The organism is Streptomyces sp. CB02980 (assembly GCF_014451325.2).
In the GTDB taxonomy this organism is placed as follows: domain Bacteria; phylum Actinomycetota; class Actinomycetes; order Streptomycetales; family Streptomycetaceae; genus Streptomyces.
Map to the genome: position 1 here is coordinate 146,678 of NZ_JACSCH020000008.1, position 25,966 is coordinate 172,643.

General features: G+C 71.8%; 26 protein-coding genes. 12 read left to right on the top strand and 14 right to left on the bottom strand.

Going from position 1 to position 25,966, the window contains the following annotated elements; all coding sequences use genetic code 11:
- The first annotated feature begins 77 nt into the window (after positions 1-77).
- The 8 genes from E0F75_RS18750 (at position 78) to E0F75_RS18785 (ending at position 7,166) form a co-directional block, all read left to right on the top strand.
- Positions 78-704 (top strand): TetR/AcrR family transcriptional regulator, encoded by a 627-nt coding sequence (locus E0F75_RS18750; RefSeq protein ID WP_187623664.1) that lies wholly within the window; start codon positions 78-80, stop codon positions 702-704.
- A gap of 154 nt (positions 705-858) precedes the next feature.
- On the top strand, positions 859-1,161 hold the full coding sequence (locus E0F75_RS18755; protein WP_030316690.1) for an urease subunit gamma: 303 nt from the start codon (positions 859-861) through the stop codon (positions 1,159-1,161).
- A gap of 13 nt (positions 1,162-1,174) precedes the next feature.
- Positions 1,175-1,564 (top strand): urease subunit beta, encoded by a 390-nt coding sequence (locus tag E0F75_RS18760; RefSeq protein ID WP_187623665.1) that lies wholly within the window; start codon positions 1,175-1,177, stop codon positions 1,562-1,564.
- Entirely contained in the window at positions 1,557-3,278 is a 1,722-nt protein-coding gene (locus E0F75_RS18765) for an urease subunit alpha (RefSeq protein ID WP_187623666.1), read from the top strand. The genes E0F75_RS18760 and E0F75_RS18765 overlap by 8 nt, the downstream gene beginning before the upstream one ends.
- Positions 3,278-3,943 carry an urease accessory protein UreF gene (locus E0F75_RS18770; protein ID WP_187623667.1) on the top strand — a complete coding sequence of 222 codons (666 nt, stop codon included), beginning with the start codon at positions 3,278-3,280 and terminating at the stop codon, positions 3,941-3,943. Before E0F75_RS18765 ends, E0F75_RS18770 begins: the two co-directional genes overlap by 1 nt.
- A gap of 19 nt (positions 3,944-3,962) precedes the next feature.
- Positions 3,963-4,655, top strand: a complete 693-nt coding sequence (ureG, locus tag E0F75_RS18775; RefSeq protein WP_187623668.1) for an urease accessory protein UreG — start codon at positions 3,963-3,965, stop codon at positions 4,653-4,655.
- On the top strand, positions 4,652-5,395 hold the full coding sequence (locus E0F75_RS18780; RefSeq protein WP_187623849.1) for an urease accessory protein UreD: 744 nt from the start codon (positions 4,652-4,654) through the stop codon (positions 5,393-5,395). Before ureG ends, E0F75_RS18780 begins: the two co-directional genes overlap by 4 nt.
- Before the next feature lie 190 nt (positions 5,396-5,585).
- The gene (locus E0F75_RS18785) at positions 5,586-7,166 is read left to right on the top strand and encodes an alpha/beta hydrolase (protein ID WP_187623669.1); all 1,581 of its coding nucleotides are present in this window, start codon (positions 5,586-5,588) and stop codon (positions 7,164-7,166) included.
- A gap of 52 nt (positions 7,167-7,218) precedes the next feature.
- On the opposite strand, the gene E0F75_RS18790 is transcribed toward E0F75_RS18785, so the two are convergent.
- Together E0F75_RS18790 and E0F75_RS18795 are read right to left on the bottom strand one after the other, a co-directional pair.
- Entirely contained in the window at positions 7,219-8,256 is a 1,038-nt protein-coding gene (locus E0F75_RS18790) for an NAD(P)-dependent oxidoreductase (RefSeq protein ID WP_187623670.1), read from the bottom strand.
- Between the two features lie 99 nt (positions 8,257-8,355).
- Positions 8,356-9,045 carry a 1-acyl-sn-glycerol-3-phosphate acyltransferase gene (locus E0F75_RS18795; RefSeq protein ID WP_187623850.1) on the bottom strand — a complete coding sequence of 230 codons (690 nt, stop codon included), beginning with the start codon at positions 9,043-9,045 and terminating at the stop codon, positions 8,356-8,358.
- Positions 9,046-9,136: 91 nt separating this feature from the next.
- Between E0F75_RS18795 and E0F75_RS18800 the strand changes: the two genes are divergently transcribed.
- Positions 9,137-10,183 carry a DUF3048 domain-containing protein gene (locus tag E0F75_RS18800; RefSeq protein ID WP_187623851.1) on the top strand — a complete coding sequence of 349 codons (1,047 nt, stop codon included), beginning with the start codon at positions 9,137-9,139 and terminating at the stop codon, positions 10,181-10,183.
- A gap of 26 nt (positions 10,184-10,209) precedes the next feature.
- Here E0F75_RS18800 and E0F75_RS18805 read toward each other — a convergent pair whose 3' ends face one another.
- The 5 genes from E0F75_RS18805 to E0F75_RS18825 all read right to left on the bottom strand — a co-directional run bounded on the left by E0F75_RS18805 (position 10,210) and on the right by E0F75_RS18825 (position 14,882).
- Complete coding sequence (locus E0F75_RS18805) at positions 10,210-10,422, bottom strand: hypothetical protein (protein ID WP_187623671.1); 213 nt, start codon at positions 10,420-10,422, stop codon at positions 10,210-10,212.
- A 184-nt stretch (positions 10,423-10,606) separates the two neighbouring features.
- Complete coding sequence (locus tag E0F75_RS18810; protein ID WP_187623672.1) at positions 10,607-11,554, bottom strand: cytochrome c oxidase assembly protein; 948 nt, start codon at positions 11,552-11,554, stop codon at positions 10,607-10,609.
- 115 nt (positions 11,555-11,669) lie between these two features.
- Positions 11,670-12,695: a 6-phosphofructokinase gene (locus E0F75_RS18815; protein WP_073902085.1), complete on the bottom strand. Its 1,026-nt coding sequence runs from the start codon at positions 12,693-12,695 to the stop codon at positions 11,670-11,672.
- 191 nt (positions 12,696-12,886) lie between these two features.
- Positions 12,887-13,615 (bottom strand): type 1 glutamine amidotransferase, encoded by a 729-nt coding sequence (locus E0F75_RS18820; RefSeq protein WP_187623673.1) that lies wholly within the window; start codon positions 13,613-13,615, stop codon positions 12,887-12,889.
- A 19-nt stretch (positions 13,616-13,634) separates the two neighbouring features.
- A complete protein-coding gene (locus E0F75_RS18825; protein WP_187623674.1) occupies positions 13,635-14,882 on the bottom strand; it encodes a MurT ligase domain-containing protein in 1,248 nt (415 codons plus the stop codon).
- A 126-nt stretch (positions 14,883-15,008) separates the two neighbouring features.
- On the opposite strand from E0F75_RS18825, the gene def reads away from it, so the two are divergent.
- A complete protein-coding gene (gene def, locus E0F75_RS18830) occupies positions 15,009-15,569 on the top strand; it encodes a peptide deformylase (RefSeq protein ID WP_187623675.1) in 561 nt (186 codons plus the stop codon).
- Between the two features lie 173 nt (positions 15,570-15,742).
- Here def and E0F75_RS18835 read toward each other — a convergent pair whose 3' ends face one another.
- On the bottom strand, positions 15,743-16,390 hold the full coding sequence (locus tag E0F75_RS18835; protein ID WP_187623676.1) for a TetR family transcriptional regulator: 648 nt from the start codon (positions 16,388-16,390) through the stop codon (positions 15,743-15,745).
- A gap of 162 nt (positions 16,391-16,552) precedes the next feature.
- Here E0F75_RS18835 and E0F75_RS18840 point away from each other — a divergent pair, with 162 nt between their 5' ends.
- A complete protein-coding gene (locus tag E0F75_RS18840) occupies positions 16,553-17,770 on the top strand; it encodes an acyl-CoA dehydrogenase family protein (RefSeq protein ID WP_187623677.1) in 1,218 nt (405 codons plus the stop codon).
- A gap of 95 nt (positions 17,771-17,865) precedes the next feature.
- Here E0F75_RS18840 and E0F75_RS18845 read toward each other — a convergent pair whose 3' ends face one another.
- Complete coding sequence (locus E0F75_RS18845) at positions 17,866-18,537, bottom strand: DNA alkylation repair protein (protein WP_229312731.1); 672 nt, start codon at positions 18,535-18,537, stop codon at positions 17,866-17,868.
- Between the two features lie 74 nt (positions 18,538-18,611).
- Positions 18,612-19,079 (bottom strand): VOC family protein, encoded by a 468-nt coding sequence (locus E0F75_RS18850; protein WP_187623678.1) that lies wholly within the window; start codon positions 19,077-19,079, stop codon positions 18,612-18,614.
- A 142-nt stretch (positions 19,080-19,221) separates the two neighbouring features.
- Here E0F75_RS18850 and E0F75_RS18855 point away from each other — a divergent pair, with 142 nt between their 5' ends.
- Positions 19,222-20,595 (top strand): cytochrome P450, encoded by a 1,374-nt coding sequence (locus E0F75_RS18855; RefSeq protein WP_187623679.1) that lies wholly within the window; start codon positions 19,222-19,224, stop codon positions 20,593-20,595.
- Between the two features lie 53 nt (positions 20,596-20,648).
- On the opposite strand, the gene E0F75_RS18860 is transcribed toward E0F75_RS18855, so the two are convergent.
- The 4 genes from E0F75_RS18860 to E0F75_RS18875 form a co-directional block, all read right to left on the bottom strand.
- On the bottom strand, positions 20,649-21,857 hold the full coding sequence (locus E0F75_RS18860; protein WP_187623680.1) for a helix-turn-helix domain-containing protein: 1,209 nt from the start codon (positions 21,855-21,857) through the stop codon (positions 20,649-20,651).
- A gap of 216 nt (positions 21,858-22,073) precedes the next feature.
- Positions 22,074-23,018: a hypothetical protein gene (locus tag E0F75_RS18865; RefSeq protein WP_187623681.1), complete on the bottom strand. Its 945-nt coding sequence runs from the start codon at positions 23,016-23,018 to the stop codon at positions 22,074-22,076.
- A 111-nt stretch (positions 23,019-23,129) separates the two neighbouring features.
- Positions 23,130-24,785 carry a DUF6801 domain-containing protein gene (locus E0F75_RS18870; RefSeq protein WP_187623682.1) on the bottom strand — a complete coding sequence of 552 codons (1,656 nt, stop codon included), beginning with the start codon at positions 24,783-24,785 and terminating at the stop codon, positions 23,130-23,132.
- A 96-nt stretch (positions 24,786-24,881) separates the two neighbouring features.
- A complete protein-coding gene (locus tag E0F75_RS18875; protein WP_187623683.1) occupies positions 24,882-25,517 on the bottom strand; it encodes a hypothetical protein in 636 nt (211 codons plus the stop codon).
- Between the last annotated feature and the right edge of the window lie 449 nt (positions 25,518-25,966).

Below are 25,966 nucleotides of genomic sequence, written 5' to 3' on the forward strand. Positions count from 1 at the left end.
TTCGTTTTTATATGTCCCTCACTGTCCTGCGGGCTTCGGAAGTTGTCAAGAATGAATATTCGTTTTAAGTTCGGGACATGGCTCGTGTCTCCCAGGAACACCTCGACGCCCGGCGGCGCCAGATCCTCGACGGCGCGGCGCGCTGCTTCGCCCGCAACGGCTTCCACGCCACCTCGATGCAGGACGTGCTCAGCGAGGTCGGCCTGTCGGCCGGCGCGGTCTACCGCTACTTCCGCGGCAAGGACGAGATCATCGCGGCCATCGCGACCGAGGCCTTCGCCGGGATCAGGGGCGCCTTCGAGGAGGCGTCCAGGACCACGCCGCCGCCCACCCCCGACGTACTGATCGGCGCGGTGCTCCGGCTCTTCCTCGAGGAGCGGATCGAGGGTGCCGACCGGCAGGCCTTCGCACGCCTGATCATCCAGGTCTGGACGGAGACCCTCCGCAACGAGCAGCTCGCGCGGACCCTCTCGGAGGGCTACAACGGCATGCGCGTCGTCTGGGCGGACCTGGTCACCCTCTACAAGGAGAGCGGCATCCTGTCCGCCGACGTCCCCGCCGACCATGTGGCCCGCACGCTGATCGCCGTCGTCCAGGGCTTCATCGCCCAGCAGGCCCTTTTCGGCGACGTCGCCGTCGACGTCCTGGAGGACGGGCTCCGCGGCCTGATGTCCATGTCGGTCGATCCGGTCCGACGATCATGAAAGAGCAAAGGCGCAGTTAACGAGCCGGAAAAACTTCCGCCCTAACGTGCAATGTCTGGCCGCGTGCCGCATCTCCGCAGTTCAACAAGGTGTTGACGGTCGGTAGGGTCCGCAGCTGTCCGGGTGTCCCGGTCGACGACTGTGAGGTGGAAGAGTGCAACTGAGCCCGCACGAACAGGAACGCCTGCTCATCCATGTGGCCGCGGACGTGGCCGCCAAGCGCCTGGCCCGGGGTGTGCGTCTCAACCACCCCGAGGCCGTCGCCCTCCTCACCTCCCACATCCTCGAAGGCGCCCGGGACGGTCGTACCGTCGCCGAGCTCATGGCCTCGGGGCGCAAGGTGCTCACCCGCGACGAGGTCATGGACGGCATCCCCGAGATGATCCACGACGTCCAGGTCGAGGCCACCTTCCCCGACGGCACCAAGCTCGTCACCGTCCACGACCCCATCGTCTGAACGGGCCGCGCCGATGATCCCCGGAGAGATCCTGTACGCGGACGGCCCCGTCGCCCTCAACGAGGGGCGCCCCGTCACGCGTCTGACCGTGCTCAACGCCGCCGACCGGCCCGTCCAGGTCGGCTCCCACTACCACTTCGCCGAGGTCAACCCCGGCCTGGACTTCGACCGCGCCGCCGCGCACGGGCAGCGGCTGCACATCGCCGCCGGCACCGCCGTCCGCTTCGAGCCGGGCATCCCCGTCGAGGTCGAACTCGTCCCGCTCGCCGGCCGACGGATCGTGCCCGGCCTGCGCGGCGGAACGGCGGGCCCGCTCGACACGACGGACCACGCGGCCGACCGGGCCGACGAATCCACCGAGGCCGACGAATCCACCGAGGCCGAGGGGGCCGACCGTGCCTGACCTGCACCGCGCCGTCTACGCCGACCTGTTCGGCCCCACCACCGGCGACCGCATCCGGCTCGCCGACACCGATCTTCTCGTCGAGATCGAGGAGGACCGCAGCGGCGGCCCCGGCCGCGCCGGCGACGAGGCCGTCTTCGGCGGCGGCAAAGTCATCCGCGAGTCCATGGGCCAGGCCCGCACCACCCGCGCCGAGGGCGCCCCCGACACCGTGATCACCGGCGCCGTGATCATCGACCACTGGGGCATCGTCAAGGCCGACATCGGCATCCGGGACGGCCGGATCACCGCCCTCGGCAAGGCCGGCAACCCCGACACCATGGACGGTGTCCACCCCGGCCTCGTGATCGGCCCCGAGACCGAGATCATCGTCGGCAACGGCCGGATCGTCACCGCCGGTGCCGTCGACGCCCACGTCCACTTCATCTCGCCGACCGTCGTCGAGCAGGCCCTCGCCACCGGAGTCACCACCCTCGTCGGCGGCGGTACGGGACCGGCCGAGGGCACCAAGGCGACCACGGTCACCCCCGGCCCCTGGCACACGGCCAGGATGTTCGAGGCCCTCGACACCTTCCCCGTCAACATCGGTCTGCTCGGCAAGGGCAACACCATGTCCCGGGAGGCCATGCACTCCCAACTGCGCGGCGGAGCCCTCGGGTTCAAGATCCACGAGGACTGGGGTGCCACCCCCGCCGTCATCGACGCCTGCCTGGGCGTGTGCGAGGAGACGGGCGCCCAGCTCGCCATCCACACCGACACCCTGAACGAGGCCGGCTTCGTCGGCGACACCCTCGCCGCCATCGCCGGGCGCACCGTCCACGCGTACCACACGGAGGGCGCGGGCGGCGGGCACGCGCCCGACATCATCACGGTGGTCTCGGAGCCGTACATCCTGCCCAGCTCGACCAACCCGACCCGGCCGCACACCGTCAACACCATCGAGGAACACCTCGACATGCTGATGGTCTGCCACCACCTCAACCCGGCCGTCCCCGAGGACCTCGCCTTCGCCGAGTCCCGGATCCGGCCCTCCACCATCGCCGCCGAGGACGTCCTCCACGACCTGGGTGCCATCTCGATCATCTCCTCCGACTCCCAGGCCATGGGCCGTATCGGCGAGGTGGTCATGCGCACCTGGCAGACCGCACACGTCATGAAGAAGCGACGCGGCGCCCTGCCCGGGGACGGCCGCGCCGACAACCACCGCGCGCGCCGCTACGTCGCCAAGTACACGATCAACCCGGCCGTCGCCCAGGGCATGGACCATCTCATCGGCTCCGTCGAACCCGGCAAACTCGCCGACCTGGTGTTGTGGGAGCCCGCCTTCTTCGGGGTGAAGCCGCTCACCGTCCTCAAGGGCGGCCAGATCGCCTACGCGCAGATGGGCGACGCCAACGCCTCCATCCCCACCCCCCAACCCATCCTGCCCCGGCCGATGTTCGGCGCGCTCGGCAAGGCGGCGGCGGCCGGCTCGGTCAACTTCGTCGCCCAGGCCGCCATCGAGGACGACATCACCCAACGGCTCGGCGTGCACAAGGAGTTCACCGCGATCGGCAGCACCCGCCGGGTGTCCAAGGCGGACATGCGGGAGAACGACGCGATGCCCCGGGTCGAGGTCGACGCCGACACCTTCACGGTCACGATCGACGGCGAAGCGGTCGAACCCGCCCCCGCCGTCGAACTGCCCATGGCCCAGCGCTACTTCCTCTTCTGATGACGAGTCGTGCCGCACTCCTGGTGCTCGCCGACGGGCGGTTCCCCGCCGGCGGACACGCCCACTCCGGCGGCGCCGAGGCCGCCGTCAAGGCCGGCCGCATCAAGGACGCGGCCGGACTGGAAGCCTTCTGCCGGGGCCGGCTGCACACCACCGGACTCACCTCCGCCGCGCTCGCCGCCGGAGCCGCGCACGGACTCGACCCGGGCGAACTCGACGCGGCCGCCGACGCCCGCACCCCCTCGCCCGCCCTGCGCGCCGCCGCCCGCAAGCTCGGCCGGCAGATGATGCGGGCGGCGCGCGCCACCTGGCCCTGCGCCGAACTCGACGCGCTCGCCACCGCGTTCCCGCGCGGCGCCCATCAGCCCGTCGTCCTCGGCGTCACCGCCCGCGCCGCCGGGCTCGGCCCCGAGGACGCCGCGCACTGCGTCGCGTACGAGACCGTCAGCGGTCCCGCCACCGCCACGGTCCGACTGCTGAGCCTGGACCCCTTCCAGGCCACCGCCGTCCTCGCCCGCCTCGCCCCGGCCATGGACCTGGTCGCCGGGGAAGCCGCGCGCGCCGCCCGGCAGGGCGTCGACGCCCTGCCCGCGGCCTCCGCGCCCCTCCTCGACATCGCCGCCGAACAGCACGCGTCCTGGCCCGTCCGCCTCTTCGCATCCTGAGAACCACTGGAGCCGCTCCATGCACCTCGACCACGGCCACACCCACCACGGCGCCGTCTCCGCCGACGCCCACCGTCCCGACGGCACCCGCCGCGCCCTGCGCATCGGGCTCGGCGGACCGGTCGGCTCGGGCAAGACCGCCACCGTCGCCGCCCTCTGCCGGGTCCTGCGCGACACCCTCTCCCTCGCGGTCGTCACCAACGACATCTACACCCGCGAGGACGCCGAGTTCCTGCTCCGCAACGCCGTCCTGCCGCCCGAGCGGATCCAGGCCGTGGAGACCGGCGCCTGCCCGCACACCGCCATCCGCGACGACATCTCCGCCAACCTCGAAGCCGTCGAGGAGCTCGAGGCCGCGTTTTCCTCCAAGGGCGTCGGCCCGCTCGACCTCATCCTCATCGAGTCCGGCGGCGACAACCTCACCGCCACCTTCTCCAAGGGACTCGTCGACGCGCAGATCTTCGTCATCGACGTGGCAGGCGGCGACGACATCCCGCGCAAGGGCGGCCCCGGCGTCACCACCGCCGACCTCCTCGTCGTCAACAAGACCGACCTCGCCCCGTACGTGGGCTCCGACCTGGAGCGGATGGCACGCGACGCCAAGGAGCAGCGCGGCGAACTGCCCGTCGCCTTCACCTCGCTGCGCGGCGAGCACGGCGTCGCCCCGGTCGCCGACTGGGTCCGGGCCCAGCTCGGGGCATGGACCGCGTGAGCCTGCGCGCCACCGCCCGGATCGCCGCCGCCGCCGACGGGGGCCTGCCGCTGCTCGTGAGCGACGGGCCCCTCGCCCTGCGCCGGACCAGGGCCTCCGGTCCGTACGCCCGGGTCACCGTCGTCGGGGCGATGAGCGCGCCCCTCGGCGGTGACCGGCTCGCCGTCGAGGCCGAGGTACGGGACGGGGCCAGGCTCCTGGTCGACTCGGCCGCCGCCACCCTCGCCCTGCCGGGCCGGAGCGCCGAGCCGGCCGCGTACGACGTCCGGATCGCCGTCGGTGAGGACGGGGTGCTCCGCTGGCTGCCCGAGCAGGTGGTCTCCGTGCACGGCTCCCACCTGCGGATGCGGACCGTCGTCGAGCTCGCCGCCACGGCCCGGCTGGTCCTCCGTGAGGAGCAGATCCTCGGCCGGCACGGCGAACCGTCCGGCACCCTCGTCACCCGCCTCACCGTCCGGCGCGCCGGGCGCCCCCTCCTCGACCAGGAGCTGGCCTTCGGCCCCGGCGCCCCCGGTGGCTGGGACGGCGGCGCGGTCCTCGGCGGCCATCGGGCCACCGGGCAGCTCCTCGTCGTCGACCCGGCGTTCGCGGAGAAGCCGGTGCGGCCGCGGCTGCTCGGCGAGCACGCCGCCGTCACGCCGCTCGCCGGACCCGCGGCCCTCGCCACCGTCGTCGCCCCCGACGCTCTCGCGGTCCGGCGTCTGCTCGACACCGCTCTGTCGGAACTCGCCCCGTTCTGACGGGTTATGACCGACTCTGTGCGTCCGTCGAGAGGTCACCGCTCAGCGGTACACCGTTCACCGGTTATTGGTTCGGCAAAGAAACACGTGTTCGCCCTTTCATCGGGTGCCTCCGGGACGAAAGGATCCCCCGGACAGCCAACACACGGCGCCGCCACGGGGGGTGGCGCTCATCTTGGGGGAGTACACGTTGAGACGTACGGCAATGCTCGGCTCGGCCGGCACCCTGATAGCGGGCACGCTCGTCGCGGGCGCCCTCGCGGCCCCGGCCGCGAACGCCGACAGCAACCGCCACCTGCGCGACGCCGAGTCGATCGGCGTCGCCGTCGCAGCGGCGCGGGCCGCCCAGGCGGGCATCGACTGGCAGGACTGTCCGGCCGACTGGGGCCTCGAGAAGCCGATCCAGTGCGGCTGGGTCACCGTCCCCGTCGACTACGCGAAGCCCAACGGCAAGAAGATCAAGATCGCGGTCGACCGGATCAACGCCACCGGCACCCCCGCCGAGCGCCAGGGCGCGCTCCTCTACAACCCGGGCGGCCCCGGCGGCTCCGGCCTCCGCTTCCCGCGCCGGGTCACCACCAAGAACGCGATCTGGGCGGGCGCCGCCAAGGCCTACGACTTCGTGGGCTTCGACCCGCGCGGCGTCGGCAAGTCGGCCCCCATCTCTTGCGTCGACCCGAGCGAGTTCGTCAAGGGCCCCAAGCTCGACCCGGTCCCCGACAGCGAGGCCGACAAGCGTGCGCAGCGCAAGCTCGCCGCCGAGTACGCCAAGGGCTGCGCCGAGAAGAGCGGCGACATGCTGCCCTTCATGAACACGCCCAACACCGCGCGTGACCTCGACGTCATCCGCGCCGCCCTCGGCGAGAAGAAGCTCAACTTCGTCGGCGTCTCCTACGGCACCTACCTCGGCGCGGTCTACGGCACCCTCTTCCCGACCCACGTCCGCCGCATGGTCCTCGACAGCGTCGTGAACCCGTCGACGCGCAAGGTCTGGTACGAGGTCAACCTCGACCAGGACATCGCCTTCGAGGGCCGCCTCAAGGACTGGATGACCTGGGTCGCCCAGAACGACGCCACCTACCACCTCGGCGACACCCTGGCGGAGGTCCAGCAGCAGTGGGTGACGCTGCGCGCCGCCGCCAAGAAGGCGCCCCTCGGCGGCAAGGTCGGCCCGGCCGAGCTCATCGGCTTCTTCCAGAACGCCCCCTACTACGACTCCATGTGGGCCCCGGTGGCCGAGGCCTGGAGCGCGTACGCCGCGGGTGACCCGCAGCCGCTCATCGACAACGCGGCCTCGGACCCGACCGACACCGCCGGCAACGCCGCTTCGGAGAACGGCAACGCCGTCTACACCGCGGTCGAGTGCGCCGACGCCCCCTGGCCGACCAGCTGGAAGAAGTGGGACCGGGACAACAGCCGGCTCCACAAGCAGTACCCCTTCATGACCTGGGCCAACGCATGGATGAACCTGCCCTGCGCCACCTGGTCCGCGCCGCGCCAGCGCCCGACCGAGGTGAAGACCGGCAAGGGCCTGCCGCCGGTGCTCATCGCCCAGTCCGAGCGCGACGCCGCCACCCCGTACGCCGGTGCCGTCGAACTGCACAAGCGGTTCAAGGGCTCGCGCCTGATCACGGAGAAGGACGCCGGCTCGCACGGCATCACCGGCCTGGTCAACCCGTGCCTCAACACCAAGGTCGAGGCCTACCTACTGACCGGCAAGCTGGACGCCACGGACCAGACCTGCGCCCCGCACGCCACCCCGAAGCCGTAACACGCTGACGGCCCGGTGAGGGGAGGGACAGCCGTCCCTCCCCTCACCCGTGTCACCCGCGCGACGCCAGCCAGGCGTCCTCCGCCGCGTAGTCGAAGAAGTCCACCCCGTACTTCGCGAGACCGGGGAAGGCCTCCCGCCACTCACGACCCGCCAGCCGCTCGGTCAGCCACGCGACCGTCTCCGGCAGCGAATCGGCGTACGACACCACCGGCCGGTACCCCAGCTCCCGCTCCGCCGCCGCCATGTCGTAGACCACCGAACGCGGCGCCGTCCACGGGGTGGACCCCACGATGTCCTGCGGCGGCGCGCCCTCGATCAGCACCGTCTCGCTCTCGACGCCCATGACCGCGTCGATCGCCGCCCCGATCTCCGCCACCGTCGGCGCCTCCGGGTCCCCGCCGTTGAGCACCCGGCTGCCGGGCTTCGCCGCCGCGAGCCGTACGAGCTCCGCGAGGTTGTCCACGTGCACCGGGTGGAACCGCGAGGCCCCGCCGTACGCGAGCAGCCGCACCGGCCGCCCGTCGAGCACCCGCTTCACGAACCACAGCTCCCGCGGACCCGGGGAGTACGGACCGTGGATCGCGCCCGCCCGCAGCACCGTCGTCGGCAGGGCGTCGCCCGCCGCCAGCAACTCCCGCTCCAGCGCGACCTTCCGCGTGCCGTACGTACCGTCGCCGGGCGCCACCGTCCGCCAGTCCTCCGGGATCGGCAGCGGATACGCGGGAAAGCCGTCCGGCCGGTCCTGGGTGTCGAAGCTGCGCCCCTGCTCGTCCTCGTAGACGGCGCCGCTGGACACCACCACCGCCGAACCGATCCGGTCCGCGAGCCCCGTCAGCTGCCGGCCGTGCCCGGCGTCGTACGCCACGATGTCCACCAGCACATCGCATCCGTCGCCCAGACCGGCCGCGAGCGCGCCCTCCTCGGTCCGGTCGAGCGCCACCGACCGGACCTCGGCCGGCCACCTCTCGTCCCTGCCGCCGCCCCGCGAGGCGGCCGTCACCTCCCAGCCGTCCACGACGAGCGCCCGCACGGCCGCCCGCCCCACCTGTCCCGATCCACCCAGCACGAACGCGGTTCCCTTGGTCATGATCGAGACGCTACGACCGCCCGGTGCGGCGGCCCAGGGGTTTGCGCCGAGCGCGGATCCGCTCACAGCGTTCCCGGCGGGGGAACTTCCCGCCGGGGTTCAGCCGTCGGCCTGCGCCTCCGCAGCCTTCACCACCGCCGCGTAGTCGTCCACGTACTCCTGCCCCGACAGCCGGAGGATCTCGTACATGATCTCGTCCGTCACCGCGCGGACCACCGCCTTCTCGCCCGCCGACCCGGCGAACCGGGAGAAGTCCAGCGGCGCCCCGAACCGGATGGTGACCCGGCGGATCCTCGGCACGACCTTCCCGGGAGGCTGGATCTCGAAGGTCCCCACCATCGCGCACGGCACCACCGGCACCCCGGCCGTCAGCGCCATCACCGCCACGCCCACCTTCCCCTTGTAGAGCCGCCCGTCGTGCGAGCGCGTGCCCTCCGGGTAGATGCCGAGCAGCTCACCCTTCCCGAGCACCCCGAGGCCCTCCCGGATCGCCGCCTTGCCGGCCTCCTTGCCCGAGCGGTCGACCGGGATCTGCCCGGCCGCCCGGAAGAAGGCGGCCGTGAGCCGGCCCTTGATCCCCGGCCCCGTGAAGTACTCCTGCTTCGCCAGGAAGGTGATCCGCCGGTCGAGCACGACCGGCATCAGGAAATGGTCCGAAAAAGAGAGGTGATTGCCCGCGACGATCGCCGCACCCTCCTCCGGGATGTGCTCGAGACCCTCGATGCGCGGCCGGAAGAGCAGCTTCAGGAGCGGTCCCAGCAGTACGTACTTCATCAGGTGGTAGAACACCCGCGACCCCCGTTCGTCGTCCGTCAAGCCCGTTGTATCCGTGCGCGGCCCCGTGGTCCACTGGTGGGGGAGCGTCACCATGACACGCGAGATGACACGCGAGCGCGGAGCCGGGCGCCCCGGCCGCGTCCTCACCGCCCTGCTGTGCGCGGTGACGGCGGCCGGGCTGTACGGCTGCTCCGACTCGGGCCCGCCGGAGCCCGCCCCCACGCCGACGCCCGCGCCCGTCACGCCGGCGCCCGCCACCACGCCGCCCGCGCCCGCCACCACGGCACCCGCCCCGACCGGGCGCTCGCCCTTCACCGGGCTCCCGGCACGGTCCGGCCCCGTCCTCGCCGTCAAGATCGACAACGTGGCCGCGGCCCGCCCCCACACCGGGCTCGGCGCCGCCGACCTCGTCTACGTCGAACAGGTCGAGGGCGGTACGACCCGGCTCCTCGCCGTGTACTCCTCCCGCCTCCCCGAGCGCGTCGGACCCGTCCGCAGCGCCCGCGAGTCCGACATGGAGCTGCTCGGCACCTTCGGCCGGCCCGTCCTCGCCTACTCCGGGGCGCAGTCCGCCCTGAACCCGCTGTTGAACGCCGCGCCGCTCCACCCCGTCACCGAGACCACCAGCCCCGGCGCCTTCCTGCGCTCCCCGGACCGGGCCGCCCCGCACAACCTCTATCTGCGCCCCCAGCGGGCCCTCGCCGGCGTCCCCGAGGCCCAGGACGCCCGGGACATCGGCTTCCGCTTCGGCCCCGCCCCGCCGGGCGGCACCCCGGTCGACTCCGAGACCGTCCGCTACCCGGCGGCCCGCTACACCTTCACCTGGTCCGCCTCCGACCGGGCCTGGCGGGTGGCGATGGACGGCCGCGCGGCACGCGCCACCGACACGGGACCCCTCGCACCGTCGACCGTGGTCGTCCAGCGCGTCACCGTCCGTTCCTCCGCCTTCCACGACGTCACCGGCGCGGTCTCCCCGTACACCGAGACCGTCGGGAGCGGCACCGCGCTCGTCCTGCGCGACGGGCGCGCGTACGAGGCCCGCTGGTCCCGTACGTCGCCGACGTCGGGCACCACGTTCACCACCCCGGGCGGCGGGCCGCTGGCCTTCGCGCCGGGACAGGTCTGGGTGGTCCTCGCACCGCGGAACTAAGTGCGCGGCGGGTCGGTCGGGCCGGCTCAGGGGCTCGCCGGGCCAGGGCCGGCAGGCGGTCGGCGGCGCGGGCCCGCCGGGGGCGCGCTGTCCGACGCGGCCAGGCCGATCGTCGCCACGGCGAGCACCACCGAGCCGAACCAGAGCCAGCCGCTGCTGCCGAGCGCCACCGTGTACGCCGTCGTGAGCACCACCGCGGCGCAGGTCAGCACCGCCATCGTCTTCGTGCCACCGGACATCGGTCCGCCCTCCTTCCGACCGGGGTCGTGGAAGCCGTCCAGCCCATCGTGACCCCCCGAGGGGGGCGCGCGCTACTCCCCGGACGCTCCGGCGTGCGCCGGAGAAGGAACCGGGCCCGGCGCCGGACCCCGTACGAGGTCCCGCGCCGGGCCCGAAGAGGGACCGCTCACCGCATGCCGGTCGTCACCGCCGGGTCTGGAGCGAGGCGAGGTACGCGTTGTACGCCTCCAGCTCCTTGTCCCCGTCCCGGTCGGCGGCCCGGTCCAGGCGGACCGCCTGCCGCTGCTCGGAGTGGTACCACTGGTAGACCAGCGCGATCAGCACCAGCACCGACGGGATCTCGCTGAACGCCCAGGCGATGCCGCCCGCCGCGTTCTGGTCGGTGAGCGCGTCGATCCCCAGCGAGGCCGGCGGATTCTCGTACGCCTTCACCATCGGCTCCGAGGCCATCATCAGCGCGATGCCGAAGAAGGCGTGGAACGGCATGCCCGCGAACAGCTCCAGCATCCGCATCACATAACCCGGACGGTGCGGGCCCGGGTCGACGCCCATGATCGGCCAGAAGAAGACCACGCCCACCATCAGGAAGTGGACCATCATCCCGATGTGGCCCGGCTTGGAGCCCATCAGGAAGTCGAAGAGCGGCGTGAAGTAGAGCGCGTACAGGCTCGCGATGAACATCGGGATCGTGAAGCCGGGGTGCGTGATCACCTTCATGTACCGGCTGTGCAGCAGCTTCAGAAGCAGCTCGCGCGGCCCCGTCGAGCCCCGGCCCGCCACCGGCAGTGCCCGCAGGGCCAGCGTCACCGGCGCGCCGAGCAGCAGCAGGATCGGCGACAGCATGGAGATCACCATGTGCTGCACCATGTGCACGCTGAACATGACCATGCCGTAGTCGTTGAGCTTGGTGCACATGACGAGCGCGATGGTCAGCACGCCGACCGTGAAGAACACCGTCCGGCTCACCGGCCACGCGTCCCCGCGCCGCCGCAGCCGCGCCACGCCCCAGCCGTACAGACCGAGCGCCGCGAGGCAGCCGATCAGGAAGAAGAGGTCGGGAGAGAACTCCAGGCCCCGTCCCAGCGTGAACGGCGGCAGATCCGTGGTCATGCCGTGCCCGCTGTGATCCATCGTGTGCACTCCTGGAGCCCGATTCGCGCTTGTTGTCCGCACCAGACTAGAACCGCCCCCGGCCGCGACTGCGACCGGGGGCGGTGTCACGCGAACGCGTCCGTACCGACGTGCGTCAGATCACGCACTCGGCCTCGGCATAGCGGTCGGCGGGGACGGTCTTGAGGCTCTCCACGGCCTGGGCCAGCGGGACCATCGTGATGTCCGTGCCGCGCAGGGCCGTCAGCATGCCGAACTCGCCGCGGTGCGCGGCCTCGACCGCGTGCCAGCCGAAGCGGGTCGCGAGGACACGGTCGTACGCGGTGGGGGTGCCGCCGCGCTGGACGTGACCCAGGATCACCGGACGGGCCTCCTTGCCGAGGCGCCGCTCCAGCTCCACGGAGAGCTGGTTGGCGATCCCGGTGAAGCGCTCGTGGCCGTAGATGTCGGTGCCCGCGGTCTTGAAGTCCATCGAGCCCTCACGCGGCTTCGCGCCCTCGGCGACGACCACGATCGCGAACCGCTTGCCGGCCTCGAAGCGCTCGCCGACCCGGGTGGTCAGCTCGTCGATGTCGAAGGGGCGCTCGGGGACGACCACGGCGTGCGCGCCGGCGGCCATGCCGGAGTGCAGCGCTATCCAGCCGGTGTGACGGCCCATGACCTCGACGACGAGGACGCGCTGGTGCGACTCGGCGGTGGTCTTCAGCCGGTCGAGGGCCTCGGTGGCGACGGTCACGGCCGTGTCGAAGCCGAAGGTGACGTCGGTGGAGGCGATGTCGTTGTCGATGGTCTTCGGGACACCGACGATCGGGAGACCCGCCTCGGAGAGCAGGTTCGCCGCCTTGAGGGTGCCCTCGCCGCCGATCGGGATGATCGCGTCGAGCCCCAGGTCGGCCACATGGCCGCGGGCGCGCTCGACGCCGTCGACCAGGTGCGCGGGCTGGACCCGCGAGGAGCCGAGGATGGTGCCGCCGCGGGCCAGGATGCCGCCGACCGCCTCGAGATCGAGCTTGCGGTAGTCGCACTCCAGGAGGCCCTTCCACCCGTCGTGGAAGCCGATGACCTCGTCGCCGTGGTCGACGACGGCGCGGTGCACGACGGAACGGATGACAGCGTTCAGACCGGGGCAGTCTCCGCCGGAGGTGAGCACGCCAATGCGCATAGCCCAAAAACCTTTGCAACGTGGGCCGACTCCCGGACCACGTCGTCCGGCTGGATCCCCGCCACCCTATCGCCGCAGGGTGGCGGGGCCGAACCGGATGTCCGCACAGTGGACAACGTACGTTCGTACGAGGGACCAACAACGGCGCGCGGGTTGCCCTCCGGACCCGTCCCGGACGGGCCGTGCGACCGCTACGCGGGCTGCGTGGCGGCCGCGATGCGCTCGGCGCGCAGCGCCTCGTACCAGCGGTCGTCCGTCGGCGGCAGCGCGTTCACGTCGAGGGCCAGCTTCAGGAGCAGGTCCGCGATCTGCGGGTTGCGGGCCATGACGGGGCCGTGCATGTACGTGCCGAAGACGGTGTCGTTGTACGCGCCCTCGGTGCCGTCGCCGGTCCCGTTGCCGTTGCCGAACACCGTCCGCGCGAACGGCCGGGCCGTCGGGCCGAGATGGGTGATGCCCTGGTGGTTCTCGAAGCCCGTCAGCTGGGGCAGGCCGAGCCGCGGGTCGATGTCCGCGAGGACGTCGCCGACGCACCGCTCGCCCTCGCCGCGGGTCGTGGTGACGTCGAGCAGGCCGAGGCCGGGCTGCCGCTCGCCGACGTCGTTGATGAACTCGTGCCCAAGGATCTGGTAGCCGGCGCAGACCGAGAAGATGATCGCGCCGTTGGAGGCGGCCCGGGACAGGCCGCCGTCGCGGAGCAGCCGCTCGGCCGCGAGCCGCTGCGGGCGGTCCTCGCCGCCGCCGATCAGATAGATGTCGCCCGAGGTCGGCACCGGCTGGTCGCTGCGGACGTCGACGCGCTCGACGTTGAGTCGGCGCTGGAGGGCGCGGCGCTCGACGACGAGGACGTTGCCCTGGTCGCCGTAGGTGCTGAGCAGGTCCGGGTAGACCCAGACCAGGCGCAGGCTGCTGTCACTCATGCTGCAAGTCCTCTACGGGTCAGTTGCCGACGCGGCGGCGGACGTCCTGGAAGGCGGTGTAGTTGGCGATCAGCTCGATCTGTCCGGGCGGGGCCATCGCGACGGCCTCGTCCAGCGTCTCGCAGACGCGGAAGTCCACACCCGCGACCTCCAGGCGGACGGCGAGGTCCAGCCGGCGGTCGCCGATCACCATGATCGGGTGTCCGGCGAGCCGGCCGTAGTCCACGTCCCACAGCCAGGAGGTGTCCGTGCCGTCGGCGCCGCGCGCGTTGACGGAGAGGATCACCGGGGCGGGCGGCCCGTCGATGAGGGAAAACGTTTCGAGCCAGCCCGCCGGGTTCTTCGCGAGCAGCAGGCGCAGCTCACGGCCCTGGAAGGACACCACGTCGTAGCGTCCGGCGACGGCCTGCACCTGGTACATGCGCTCCAGGGCCACCTGCGGCGGCACTCCGAAGACGGCGGCGACGGCGGCCGAGGTCGCGGCGTTCGCCTTGTTGGCGCGGCCGGGCAGCTGGAGCCGGATCGGCCAGGCCGAACCGTGCGGGTCGAGCACGTGGTCGCCGCTGAGCGCCCAGCTCGGCGCGGGACGGCGGAAGCCGCACTCGCCGCAGAACCAGTCGTCGCCCGGACGCTGCATCACACCGCCACAGGCGGGGCACGACCAGGCGTCGTCCTTCCACTCCTGGCCGGCCGCGACCCACACCACGTTCGGCGAGGAGGAGGCGGCCCAGACGATGAGCGGGTCGTCGGCGTTCGCGACGACGACGGCCTTCGTGCCGCTGAGACCCTCGCGCCACTTCTCGGCGAGCATCCGGGTCTCGGCGGCGCGGTCGAGCTGGTCGCGGGAGAGGTTGAGCAGCGCGATCACCTTGGGCGTGGTGTCGCGGGCGACGCCGGCCAGGTACTTCTCGTCGACCTCGATGACGCCGTACTTGGAGTCCGAGCCACCGGCCAGCGCCGAGGTGATGCCGGCGGGCATGTTGGCGCCGAGGGCGTTCGAGACGACGGGGCCGGCGGCGCGCAGGGCCTCCGCGATCAGCCGGGTCGTCGTCGTCTTGCCGTTGGTCGCCGACACCAGGACGACGTCCAGATGCTGTGCGAGCCGGCCGAGGAGGTCGGGGTCGAGCTTCAGCGCCACCTTGCCGCCGATCACCGATCCGCTGCCGCGTCCCGCCGCACGCGACACCGCGGCCGCGGCCCTGCCCGCCGTCACGGCCAGCTTGGCGCGCGGCGACAGCGGCTCTGGATTACCGGGGTGTCCTGACATCGTTCTTGTTCCTCCTTGCGTCGGTCCGGGCTCAGCCTATCGAGATCCGGCCAGCAGCCCGAACAGCGGCACCGCCGAGCGGCCGCGCGAAACAGCCAGGTCACGGCGGACCGTACCCTTACCGCCATGCGAAACCGCCCCATCCCCGGCAGTTCCGGCCACGTCCGAGCGATGACTCTGCTCGGCGACCCCGTGCTGCACACGCCCTGCGCGCCCGTCACCGACTTCGGGCCCGAACTCGCCCGGCTCGTCGAGGACATGTTCGCCACGATGTACGCGGCGAACGGCGTCGGCCTGGCGGCGAACCAGGTGGGCGTGGGCCTGCGGGTCTTCGTGTACGACTGCCCCGACGACGAGGAGACCCGCCACCTGGGACATGTCGTGAACCCGCGCCTTGTGGAGGCGGACGGCGACGTGTTCCGGGGCCCCGAGGGCTGCCTCTCGCTGCCGGGTCTGGAGGCTCCGACGCCCCGTTACGACCGTGCGGTGGTCGAGGGCGTACGGCTGGACGGGACGCCGGTACGGGTGGAGGGCACCGGTTTCTTCGCCCGCTGTCTCCAGCACGAGGCCGACCACCTGGACGGCGGGGTCTACGCGGACCACGTCACGGGGTGGCGCAAGTCACGTCTGATCCGCGCGATCCGCAAGCAGCCGTGGGGGAGCGGGGCCGGGGTGCTGGAGGGCTGACGAGGGCCGGAGGTCCGAGGGGCCCGGAGGTCTCGCGGCGTTCCCCGGGGCCCGGAGGCTTCCCGGCGTCCCTGGAGCCCGGAGGCTTCCCGGCGTCCCTGGGGCTCGGAGGCCTGAGGGTGCCGGGGCCCGGAGGCCCGAGGGCGCCGGGGCCCGACGGCCCCGGCGGTCGGCTAGAAGCCCGGTCCGCCGGGAAGGTCCGGTGCCTGTGCGAGGCGGCCCCACAGGAGGTCGGCCAGGCTGCGGACGAGGTCGGCGCGGGAGCAGGGGCGTTCGCCGAGCCACCAGTCGCCGGCCGCGTGCATCATGCCGACGATGCCGTGACCCCAGATCCGGGCCTGGGCCTCGGCGCCCGGGCCGAGGTCGACGCGCTCGGCGATGACCTGGCCGAGCTCCTCGCCCATCCGCCGGAGCAGCGGGGCGGAGTGGCGGCCGACGTCGAAGCCCTGCTCGGTCTGGTGCGACTCCTCCGCCGGATGCATGAGGAAGCGGTAGACCTGGGGCAGCGCCTCGATCGAGGCGAGGTAGGTGTCGAGGGTGGATTCGACGCGGCGGCGGCGGTCGGACGGCGCGTCGAGCGCGGCCCGCAGGGCGGCGAGGAGGGCGTCCGTGTGCCGGATGGCGAGGGCGCGGTAGAGGCCGCCCTTGTCGCCGAAGTGGCGGTAGAGGATCGGCTTGGTGATGCCCGCCTCCGCCGCGATCGCGTTCATGGACGCCTTGGGGCCGTCCCGGAGCACCACCCGGTCCGCCGCCTCCAGCAGTTCGCGTCGCCGCTGTTCGGCGGGCGTCTGCTGGTCGGTGGTCCGGTGTGCGATGTCCATAAGCGTGTCTCCCCGCCCGTGCGATTCGTGAGGCTGTCGCAACGTAACACCCGGCCGGTGTCCGCTGCCGGTCGGGCCGAACCGCTCCACCGCAGGTTGACAGCCCATACCCACCGGTAACAGACTGGTGTTACCGCAAGTAACGTACAGCTGGGAGGGAATATGGGCGAGTTCACGCTCGAACTCAACGATGACCAGAAGCAGGTCCGTGACTGGCTCCACGGCTTCGCCGCCGATGTGATGCGCCCCGCGGCCGCCGAATGGGACGAGCGTGAGGAGACTCCCTGGCCGATCATCCAGGAAGCGGCCAAGATCGGCATCTACTCGCTCGATTTCTATGCCCAGCAGTTCTTCGACCCGACCGGTCTCGGCATCCCCATGGCGATGGAGGAGCTCTTCTGGGGCGACGCGGGCATCGCGCTCTCCATCGTCGGCACGGGCCTCGCCGCCGTCGGCGTCCTCGCCAACGGCACCGAGGAGCAGATCGGCACCTGGATCCCGCAGATGTACGGCGACGCGAACGACGTCAAGGTCGCCGCGTTCTGCTCGTCCGAGCCCGACGCGGGCTCGGACGTCGCCTCGATGCGTACCCGCGCGGTGTACGACGAGGCCACCGACGAGTGGGTGCTCAACGGCACCAAGACCTGGGCGACCAACGGCGGCATCGCCAACGTCCACGTCGTCGTCGCGGTCGTCGACCCCGGGCTCGGCTCGAAGGGCCACGCCTCCTTCATCGTGCCGCCGAACACCCCCGGTCTCTCCCAGGGCCAGAAGTTCCAGAAGCACGGCATCCGCGCCTCCCACACCGCCGAGGTCGTCCTGGAGGACGCCCGCGTCCCCGGCCACTGCCTGCTCGGCGGCAAGGAGAAGCTCGACGAGCGCCTGGCCCGCGCCCGGGAGAAGGCCAAGGCGGGTGGCGGGGAGCGCGTGAAGAACGCCGCCATGGCCACCTTCGAGGCCTCCCGCCCCGCGGTCGGTGCCATGGCCGTCGGCACGGCCCGCGCCGCGTACGAGGTCGCCCTCGACTACGCCAAGACCCGCGTCCAGTTCGGCCGCCCGATCATCGAGAACCAGGGCGTCGCCTTCCAGCTCGCCGACATGGCCACCCAGATCGACGCGGCCCGCCTCCTGGTCTGGCGCGCCTCCTGGATGGCGACGGCCGGAAAGCCCTTCACGGCGGCCGAGGGCTCCATGTCCAAGCTGTACGCGAGCGAGGTCGCCAAGAAGGTCACGGCCCAGGCCATCCAGATCCTCGGCGGCAACGGCTACACCCGCGAGTACCCGGTGGAGCGCATGCACCGTGACGCGGCCATCTACACGATCTTCGAAGGCACCAGCGAGATCCAGCGCATGGTGATCAGCCGGGCCATCGCGAAGTAACCGGGCCATCGCGAAGCAACAGGGCCGAGGCCGGTCCGGCTCCGCGGAGGGCGCCACCCTTCCCGCCCACCGCGGAGCCGCCCGGACAAGACCCGCTACGCCCCCTCCCGGCGGCGCACCATCTCGGTGATCCACACGGGCGCGAACGGAGACGTGCAGCCCGGAGGCGTCGGGTAGTCCTTGAGCACCTCCAGGCGCTCACCGATGCCCAGCGCCCGGGCGCGCTGCTCGGGGTGCTCGATCCCGATCTGGGCCAGACAGTGGTTCATCGCCCACTGCAGACGGTCCGGGGCGTCCTTCATCTCCGCCTCGACGACGTCGAGCAGCCCGTCGAGGTCGAGACCGTCGGGCTTCTTCGCGACCCGCTCGGTGGTCAGGGCCCAGCCGGCGCTCGCGACCACCGGATCGGGGTCGGCGGTCCACGCCAGGCGCAGCTCCTCGGCGTGGGGGCTCTTCTTGACCACGTAGTTCACGAGCCAGTCGTGCACCTTGGGGGTGCGCGCCCCGCGGAGCATGGCGTCAAGATCGTCCCGCCCGAAGGCCTTCGGGCGGCAGATCAGCAGCGCAAGGAGTCGAGCCGCGCTGTCGTCCGACTCCCAGAGCCGCTCCGCGAGGTCCTGCTGCGTCTTCAGCCGCTTCGCCAGGGCGCGCAGCTTCCCGAGGTTCACACCGTGGTCGTCGCCGTGTCTCTCGTTCACCGCGCGCGCCTTCGGGTCCTCCAGCGCGGCCAGCTCGGCCATCACCTCGGCCACCGTCGTCTCGGCCACCCCGGTCTCCTGTTCCTCGTCTTCCGCGCGATGCGGTCTGTCACCGACCCCGTCCCGCCCTGCCGGGCGGGACGTCAGACGAGACAGAACTCGTTGCCCTCGGGGTCCTGGAGGACCACCGCGTAGTAGTCCATGCCGTTCGGCTCGTCCATCGTGTACAGGATCGTCGCGCCGAGGGCCGTGAGCCGCGTCACCTCGCCGTCCACCCGCTCGCGGCGCAGGGCGAGCGGCACCCCGCGGCCGCCGCCGACCTTCAGATCCAGGTGGACGCGGTTCTTGGCGGTCTTCGGCTCAGGGACGCGCTGGAACCAGACCCGGGGGCCCACGCCCTTCGGGTCCACGATGGACTCCGGGAGCTCACCGGCGTCCTCGCCCAGCTCGTCCTCGGGGACGCCGATCGCCTCCCAGTAGTCCCGCCAGGTGGCGTGGCCCTCGGGCGGCGGATCGGGGACGTAGCGCAGGGCCTCCAGCCAGAACGGCACCAGGCGCTGCGGGTCCGCGCAGTCGATGGTCAGTTGCAGGGTCATCTCGGGTCGCTTCATGCGGCGAGCCTCTCAGACACCACCGACAGTCGCCCGGATCGAGCCAACAGGCCAGATTCGGTCCGCTGTTCGGGCATCCCTACCCGTGAGTCACCTGCTGCGGGACAATCACCCGTCAGGCGACGATCGAGGGGAACCGTTCATGGCCATCACCACCGGTGCCGAAGCGCCCGAACTCGCGGGACTTCCGCTGCTCGGCTCCATGTTCGACCTCAAGAACGACTCCCTCGGCACCTTCCTCCGTGCCCGCCGCGACCACGGCGACGTCGTACGGATCACCGCCGGCCCGCCCGGCATCCGCGCCACCGTCTACGGCGTCTTCTCCGCCGAGGGCGCCCAGCAGGTCCTCGCCGGGGAATCGGCCAACTTCCGCAAGGACAACTCCTTCTACCAGGAGGTCCGCGAGTCCTTCGGCAACGGACTCCTCACCAGCCAGGACGAGGACTACCTCCGCCAGCGCCGGCTCGTCCAGCCCCTCTTCACCCGCCGCCGCGTCGACGGCTATGCCTCCGCCGTCGCCGCCGAGATCACCACCCTCACCCGCGAGTGGCAGGACTCCGGCGCCGAATCCGTCGACGTCCTCCAGGAGATGACCCGCTTCGCCCTGCGCGCCGTCGCCCGCATCCTCTTCGGCACCGACGTCGACGCGGCCGTCGAGATCGTCGAGAACAGCTTCCCCGACGTCGGCGCCTATGTCCTGCGCCGCGGCTACTCCCCGCTCAACGTCCCCCGTGACTGGCCCACCCCCGGCAACCGCCGCGCCGCCACCGTCCACCGGGCGCTGTACGAGGTCTGCGACCGCATCATCGCCGAGCGCCGCGACTCCGGCCGCGCCCCCGGCGACGGCCAGGACCTGCTGACCCTCCTCGTCGAGGCCGAGAGCGCCGAGGACGGCAGCTTCGACGCGACCGAGCTGCGCGAGCAGGTCCTCGTCTTCCTGCTCGCCGGCCACGAGACCACCGCCACCTCCCTCGGCTTCGCCCTCCACCTCCTCGCCCTGCACCCGGAGGAGCGGAAGCGGGCCCACGAGGAGGTCGACCGCGTCCTCGCCGGCCGCACCCCCGGCGCCGCGGACCTCGACGCCCTGCCGTACGTCACCCGGGTCCTCAAGGAGGCCATGCGGCTCTTCCCGGCCGCCCCGGTCATCGGGCGCCGCGCCGTCGCCGCCACCCGGATCGGCGGCGTCGCCATCCCGGCAGGCGCGGACGTCATCGTGGCCCCCTGGGTCACCCACCGCCACCCGGACTACTGGGAGGACGCGGAGCGCTTCGACCCCGACCGCTTCACGCCCGAGGCGGAGGCCGCCCGCCCCCGCTACGCCTGGTTCCCCTTCGGCGGCGGCCCGCGCGCGTGCATCGGCCAGCACTTCTCGATGCTGGAGTCGGTGATCGCGCTGGCGATGATCCTCCAGCGGTACGACTTCGAGGCCGTCGACACCGTGGTGCCCGTGGCGCCCGCGATCACCCTGCAGGCGGCGGGCCCGGCCCGCTGCCGCCTCACGCCCAGGACGGCGTAGGCGGGCTCACCCACAGCCGGGGCCGCGACGCGGTGACGCGTACGCGGCCCGGCTCAGTCCGTCCGCTTCCCGCCGAGGTGGAGTGCGCGCAGGGCCGCTTCGAGGGCGAACCGGTGGTCGGGATCGAGGAGCCGGTCGCCGAAGTGGCTGTCCAGGTTCCGCAGCCGGTAGCGGACCGTCTGGGCGTGCACGCCGAGCATCTCGCCGACCTGCTCGGCGGGCGCCCGGGTGGAGATGTGGACGCGCAGGGTCTCGATCAGCCGGTCGCGCCGGGTGCCGGACAGCTCGTCGAGCGGGGCGAGTTCGCGCTGGGCGAGCTGGGCCACCAGGGCCGGGTCGGACAGCAGCCACAACGTTGTCAGGTGGTCCTCGCAGTGCACGAGGGGAGCGTCGGCGACGATGCCGTCGTCGATGAGGTGGAGGACGCGCCGGGCCCAGCGGATGGAGTGGGCGGCCTGGGCCGGCGGCACGGTCAGACCGACGACGGCGGAGGTGCCGGCCAGGGCGGAGCCGAGCATCGCGAGGCGGTCGGCGGTCAGCGGGCCGGGGATGAGCAGATACGGCTGGGGAAGGCTGAGGTCGGCGAGGACGTCCCGGTCGAGCCCCGCCTGGACGAGTTCGGCGAGCGGCGGGCGGAGGGCGACCAGGGTGCACTCGGCGGGGAGCTGCCAGGAGGCGTCCCGGCACAGCTCGGCGATCGTCGCCCGGGGCAGCGGCGGGCCGGCGACGACCAGGTGGAGTAACTGTCTTCGCAGCGCGGCCACATCGGACACCGCGCGGGTCTGGACCATGAGGTAGCCCTCGCGGGACAGGGCCTCCAGCTCGTCGACGTAGGCGAAGAGGGCGTCCGCGAAGGCGAGGATCAGGGTGGGGGAGAGGTTGTAGGTACGTCCGATGATCTTGGCCCGGCGCAGCGCGACGCGCGCGCCCAGGCGGTAGGCGCCCAGTAACGTGTCGAGGTCGCGGCCCTCGTAGGCTTCCACGCGGCCGAACTTGCGGAGCAGTTCGTCCCTGAGGGCCGAGTTCGTCCCGGGGTCGGCGACCCGCTCCACGAAGGCGGCGAGCGCCTGCTCCACACCCTGGCGGATCGCGTCCGAGTGCGGCCCGTTGAAGAGATGGGCGTACACGGGGTAGGTCCGCTGGACCTCCATGCCGATCTCCTTGATGAGGCCGGGGATCTCCGGCCTCATCAGGGCGGCGAACTCCCTGGGGAGCGGTTCGAGCGGTTCACCGATGTCCGGCGACTGGGCGATTGCGGGCATGAACCGATCCCTTGCTCTCCTACGCGACCGGTGGGGGAGCGACGGTGCGGAGCCCAGCATGGCGTGGTGGGCTCCGCCGTGGTCGTCAGGTGCGTACCTACGTGGACTGCTGAAGCTAAGTCAACTGCTGTGTGCTGTACACACGTTGAGCAAGAGTTGGCGTGCCGGAAGGGTACGCGCTTACCTAGTAGGCCGGGAATCGACCCTGGGTGGCTGTTACCGGACCGCCGAGTGCCAGTTCCGGGAGAGGACCTTGCCCGCGTCGGGGGCGGCGAGACCGGGGGCGAACAGGCCCGTCAGGTGGGTCTGGGTGTTGTTGAGGGTGAGGCTGTTCTTGCCGGCGGCGGAGGGCAGCCCGGTCTTGAGGTTGACGGCGGCGTCGATCAGGCCGAACCAGCCGAGGCCGCAGCCGCTGGCGCCGGGGACGGCGAAGGTCTTGTCGCTCTGGGTGGAGCCGAGGATGTTGAGGCGGCTCATGTCGCCCTCCTCGTTCGGGGAGCCGTCTCCGTTGAAGCGCTCGACGCCGAAGTCGGGCGACGTGAGGTTGCTCGGGCGCAGGATGATCGGGTTGGCCTTCGTCCCGATGTAGCAGTTGCTGCCCAGGAACGGGTTCTCCAGGTGGATGCGGACCGGGATGGACACGATCGGCTTGTCGGTGAGGACGCCCGCGATCTGGTCGAAGTCCGAGGGCGAGCCGACCGACTCCATGGTGGCCGTGATCTTGTTGAGCTTGGCGTCGGTCAGCTGCCGGCAGATGTCGGTGATGAACGGGATGTCACTGGGACACATCAGACCGAGGAGGCCGCCGGGGACGGTGGCAGGGGCGGCGATGAGCGCGCCGCCGGCCGGGGCGGCGACGGTGCTGGTGCCGTCGGGGTTCTGGACGACGCCGATCTGGAGGTTGGTGCTCCCGGTCGTCACGGTGGTGTTGCCCAGCTTGATGGAGCCGCTGGCGGAGTAGGAGACGACGCACTGCGGCGATGTGTCGAGACCGTCCGAGGCGATCATCGCCCCCGCGTCGACGGGGCAGCGGGTGGACGGCCCCCAACTGCCGTTCAGCTGCGGGTTGCCGGCCGTCGCCGTCCCGATTGAGGCGAAGGCGCCGAGCGCCGTCAGGGCGGAGAGGGTGGCGAGGCGCGTGCGGGAGGAGACGAGGGGCATGGCGATGCCTTTCGTTGAGGGGGTGCGCGAAGCAGGGAGCGGGAACGCACGGGGACGCGGGTGCGCGAGGGCGAGGGGAGCGGGCGTGGCGGGGCGGCCGGGCGTACGGGGTCAGCGCTCGGGCTTGGGGACCAGCAGGGGTTGCAGGTCCTCGGTGCACTGGTCCGGAGGGGGCGCCTCGAGGCCCGCGGAGCAGGTCTGCCCCTGGATCTGCTTGAGGTGGTTGCCGGGGCCGGAGATGGAGGCGGTGAGGAGGCGGTCGAGGTTCTCGCCGCCGGCGCCGCAGCCGGTGAAGGGGGGGATCGTCACCTCGCCGGTGAGGGGACCGCCACTGGTGAGGACATAGCCCTCCGCGGGCAGGCCGAGGGGGATCTTCCCCCTGCCCACCATCACCAGATGCCTCCCGGGGTACTTGGCCGGTTTGGGATCGGTCGAGAAGAGCGACGTCGCGGTACGACAGGAGGGGCCCACGTCCAGTTTGACGCCGTTGACCTTGACGTCGAGGACGCGCAGGACGAGCGGGGCCCGGACCGTGTTCTCCAGGTAGTTGTCACCGGTGGCGAAGACGATGCGGACGAGGGTGTCGATCGTGATGGGGCCCGTCTGCTCCAGGACCATGGTCGCCGTGACCGGCTGGAAGTCGAAGGTCAGGAAGGTGGAGGTGAGGGGCGGGGTCTGCTTGCGTCCCTGGTAGGAGAGTTGACCCGGTGACAGGTTGGTGAAGTGGAACTCGCCCTCGGGGGGAGGCGTGGTGGGTATCTCCATCTGGCCCTGCTCGATCAGCATGCAGGACACCGGGATGAGCGTGGCGCCGTTCAGTTTCCGCACGTTGGAGTAGCCGGTGATGTACGCCGACAACGACGTGGGGGTCGGCTTCTCCGTGACGCAGGGAGGTGCCGTCGGCCGGGGCGCCCGGGTGCCGGGCGCGTCCTCGTCGGCCGCCGCCGGGCCCCCGCCCGCCGGCTGTCCGGTCTGCGGGCCCTTCGGATCCTGGCCCGCCCCGCTCGCTGTGCCCGGCCGGGCCGGGGACGGCCGGTCCGTCGGGAACGACGGCAGAGGCAGGCCCGAGGACGGGGACGGGGCGGACGAGGGAGGGGCGGTCGGCGTCGTGGGAGGGGTGCTGGGTCCCCCGGTGCCGGTGCTCGCGCCGACCCGGACCGTGGCGAGCAACGTCCGTCCCTCCGCGTCCTGGCCGGGGACACAGGCGACGGAGAGGGACGCGGGGGCGGTCGGCACACCGTCGGCCGTGCTCGGGGCGAGGTCGACGGCGAGTCCGCCCGCGGTGAGCCTCAGGTCGCCGGCGGCGTCCGTCGTCAGGCTCGGCACGTCGCCCGTCGTGGTGAGCACGAGGGGGCCGTCGGCGGGTACGCCGACGGGCTGTGCCGTACCTCGCCACGTCGCTTCCGCGCGCTGGTCGTTCTGTGTCACCCCGACCGTGAGCCGGGTCTCCGCCCGTACGGTGGCGGCCTTGAGCGTGGTGAGGTCGGCCACGGCCCCGGCCGGGAGTTCCACCGTCGTGGTGACGTCGGTGGGCCTGATCTCCTCGCCCGCGGCCGCCCGTTCGGGGAAGGCCGCCGTGATCCGTACCGTCGCGGGCTGCTGTCCCGAGGGCAGGGTGCAGACGTAGGGCAGCGCGGCGTCGACCTTCAGCGTCCCGACGGCGACGGCCGCCGCCGGGAGCAGGGGGGCGAGCGCCACGAACGCGGCGATCGTCGCACCGCGCGCGCGGACGCGGGAGGATCGAGGGGTGGGCCGTGGGCCTCTCATCTGGTGCTCCGCTCGGGTCGTTCGTGTGCGGGCGCGGACAGGCCCGCGCCCGCCCGGCCGGGGTCGCCGGCCGGGCGGACGCGGGTTTCTGCGTCCTTACGGGTTGGAACCGACGATCGTCGGGATGGTCGTGGTGCCCGCCTGCTTGAAGAGGTAGTCACCCTTGAAGAGGGGCTTGGCACCGACCGGGACGGCTGCACCGCAGTTGGTCGACGAGACGACCGTGAGCTCGCCCGAGGTGCTGTTCACGGCGAGCTTGCCCGTCGAGTTGGTGTACGTGCCGGAGGCCTTGCCCGTGACGCGGAAGACACAGGCGCCGACGGTCACCTTGGCGTCGACGTTGCCGATGTAGCCCTTGGTGACGCCGGTCGCGGCGGTGTAGTCCTGTGCCACGAGGGTCCAGGGCGTGGTGGCGACGGTGCTCACGTTGCCCAGCACGCTGGTGCAGGGAGCCCCGGTGGCGCCGAACGCGATGGCGGTGATGGAGCCGATCGTCGCCGGGTTGCCGGTGGCGCTCTGACCCGTGCCCGAGCCGTTCGACTTCGTACACGTCATGGCGATGCCGTTGACGCTCAGCACGATGTTCCCGCTGTTCGTCGCGGCGATGTTCACCGGCGACGGGGTGACGGTCCAGACCGTCGAGGGCACGGCCGAGGCAGGGCCGGCGGCGAGGGCGAACGCGGCGGTGGCCGCCCCGGCGACGACGGCGAAGTTTCTGATCTGCTTCTTCATGGGTCCCGGACTCTCCTTGAGGATTGACCAGCTGAGGGTGCGGCCGCGGTGGGGGGAGCGGCCGGCGGCCCGGTATTTCTCGGCCGCGAAACCTGACGTTACTTGCGAGAAACTTAGCTGAACAATGCCGCAGTCCATGATTCTTTGAAGAAGCCCAATTGCCTGTCAAGTGGGTGAGCGGTGGCCGGAATCGCCTTGGTTCCGTGGTGCGCAATGTCGACAATTATGATCGATCAGAGATGGCTGGATTCGGCATTGCTCTCCCCGGTGACAAGCGGCGAAATGGAATTGTCTCCCACCTGATAAACGCCCGGCTGCCTCCCGTCTATCGCCGAAAACTCCGGATCCGGTATTGCCGGGGGAGGTTACTCGGCCGTAACGTTCCCGGGGCGACGACCGGAGTCGCAGGTCGGCCCATCCATGTGTCTCCGCGCAGACAAAGTCGAACC

Bases quoted from the DNA above. Each gene is read 5' to 3' on its own strand.
- E0F75_RS18750 (WP_187623664.1), top strand. From the start codon at position 78: ATGGCTCGTGTCTCCCAGGAACACCTCGACGCCCGGCGGCGCCAGATC.
- E0F75_RS18760 (WP_187623665.1), top strand. From the start codon at position 1,175: ATGATCCCCGGAGAGATCCTGTACGCGGACGGCCCCGTCGCCCTCAAC.
- E0F75_RS18770 (WP_187623667.1), top strand. From the start codon at position 3,278: ATGACGAGTCGTGCCGCACTCCTGGTGCTCGCCGACGGGCGGTTCCCC.
- ureG (WP_187623668.1), top strand. From the start codon at position 3,963: ATGCACCTCGACCACGGCCACACCCACCACGGCGCCGTCTCCGCCGAC.
- E0F75_RS18790 (WP_187623670.1), bottom strand. From the start codon at position 8,256: ATGACCAAGGGAACCGCGTTCGTGCTGGGTGGATCGGGACAGGTGGGG.
- E0F75_RS18800 (WP_187623851.1), top strand. From the start codon at position 9,137: ATGACACGCGAGCGCGGAGCCGGGCGCCCCGGCCGCGTCCTCACCGCC.
- E0F75_RS18805 (WP_187623671.1), bottom strand. From the start codon at position 10,422: ATGTCCGGTGGCACGAAGACGATGGCGGTGCTGACCTGCGCCGCGGTG.
- E0F75_RS18810 (WP_187623672.1), bottom strand. From the start codon at position 11,554: ATGGATCACAGCGGGCACGGCATGACCACGGATCTGCCGCCGTTCACG.
- E0F75_RS18815 (WP_073902085.1), bottom strand. From the start codon at position 12,695: ATGCGCATTGGCGTGCTCACCTCCGGCGGAGACTGCCCCGGTCTGAAC.
- E0F75_RS18820 (WP_187623673.1), bottom strand. From the start codon at position 13,615: ATGAGTGACAGCAGCCTGCGCCTGGTCTGGGTCTACCCGGACCTGCTC.
- E0F75_RS18825 (WP_187623674.1), bottom strand. From the start codon at position 14,882: ATGTCAGGACACCCCGGTAATCCAGAGCCGCTGTCGCCGCGCGCCAAG.
- def (WP_187623675.1), top strand. From the start codon at position 15,009: ATGCGAAACCGCCCCATCCCCGGCAGTTCCGGCCACGTCCGAGCGATG.
- E0F75_RS18835 (WP_187623676.1), bottom strand. From the start codon at position 16,390: ATGGACATCGCACACCGGACCACCGACCAGCAGACGCCCGCCGAACAG.
- E0F75_RS18840 (WP_187623677.1), top strand. From the start codon at position 16,553: ATGGGCGAGTTCACGCTCGAACTCAACGATGACCAGAAGCAGGTCCGT.
- E0F75_RS18850 (WP_187623678.1), bottom strand. From the start codon at position 19,079: ATGAAGCGACCCGAGATGACCCTGCAACTGACCATCGACTGCGCGGAC.
- E0F75_RS18855 (WP_187623679.1), top strand. From the start codon at position 19,222: ATGGCCATCACCACCGGTGCCGAAGCGCCCGAACTCGCGGGACTTCCG.
- E0F75_RS18860 (WP_187623680.1), bottom strand. From the start codon at position 21,857: ATGCCCGCAATCGCCCAGTCGCCGGACATCGGTGAACCGCTCGAACCG.
- E0F75_RS18865 (WP_187623681.1), bottom strand. From the start codon at position 23,018: ATGCCCCTCGTCTCCTCCCGCACGCGCCTCGCCACCCTCTCCGCCCTG.
- E0F75_RS18870 (WP_187623682.1), bottom strand. From the start codon at position 24,785: ATGAGAGGCCCACGGCCCACCCCTCGATCCTCCCGCGTCCGCGCGCGC.
- E0F75_RS18875 (WP_187623683.1), bottom strand. From the start codon at position 25,517: ATGAAGAAGCAGATCAGAAACTTCGCCGTCGTCGCCGGGGCGGCCACC.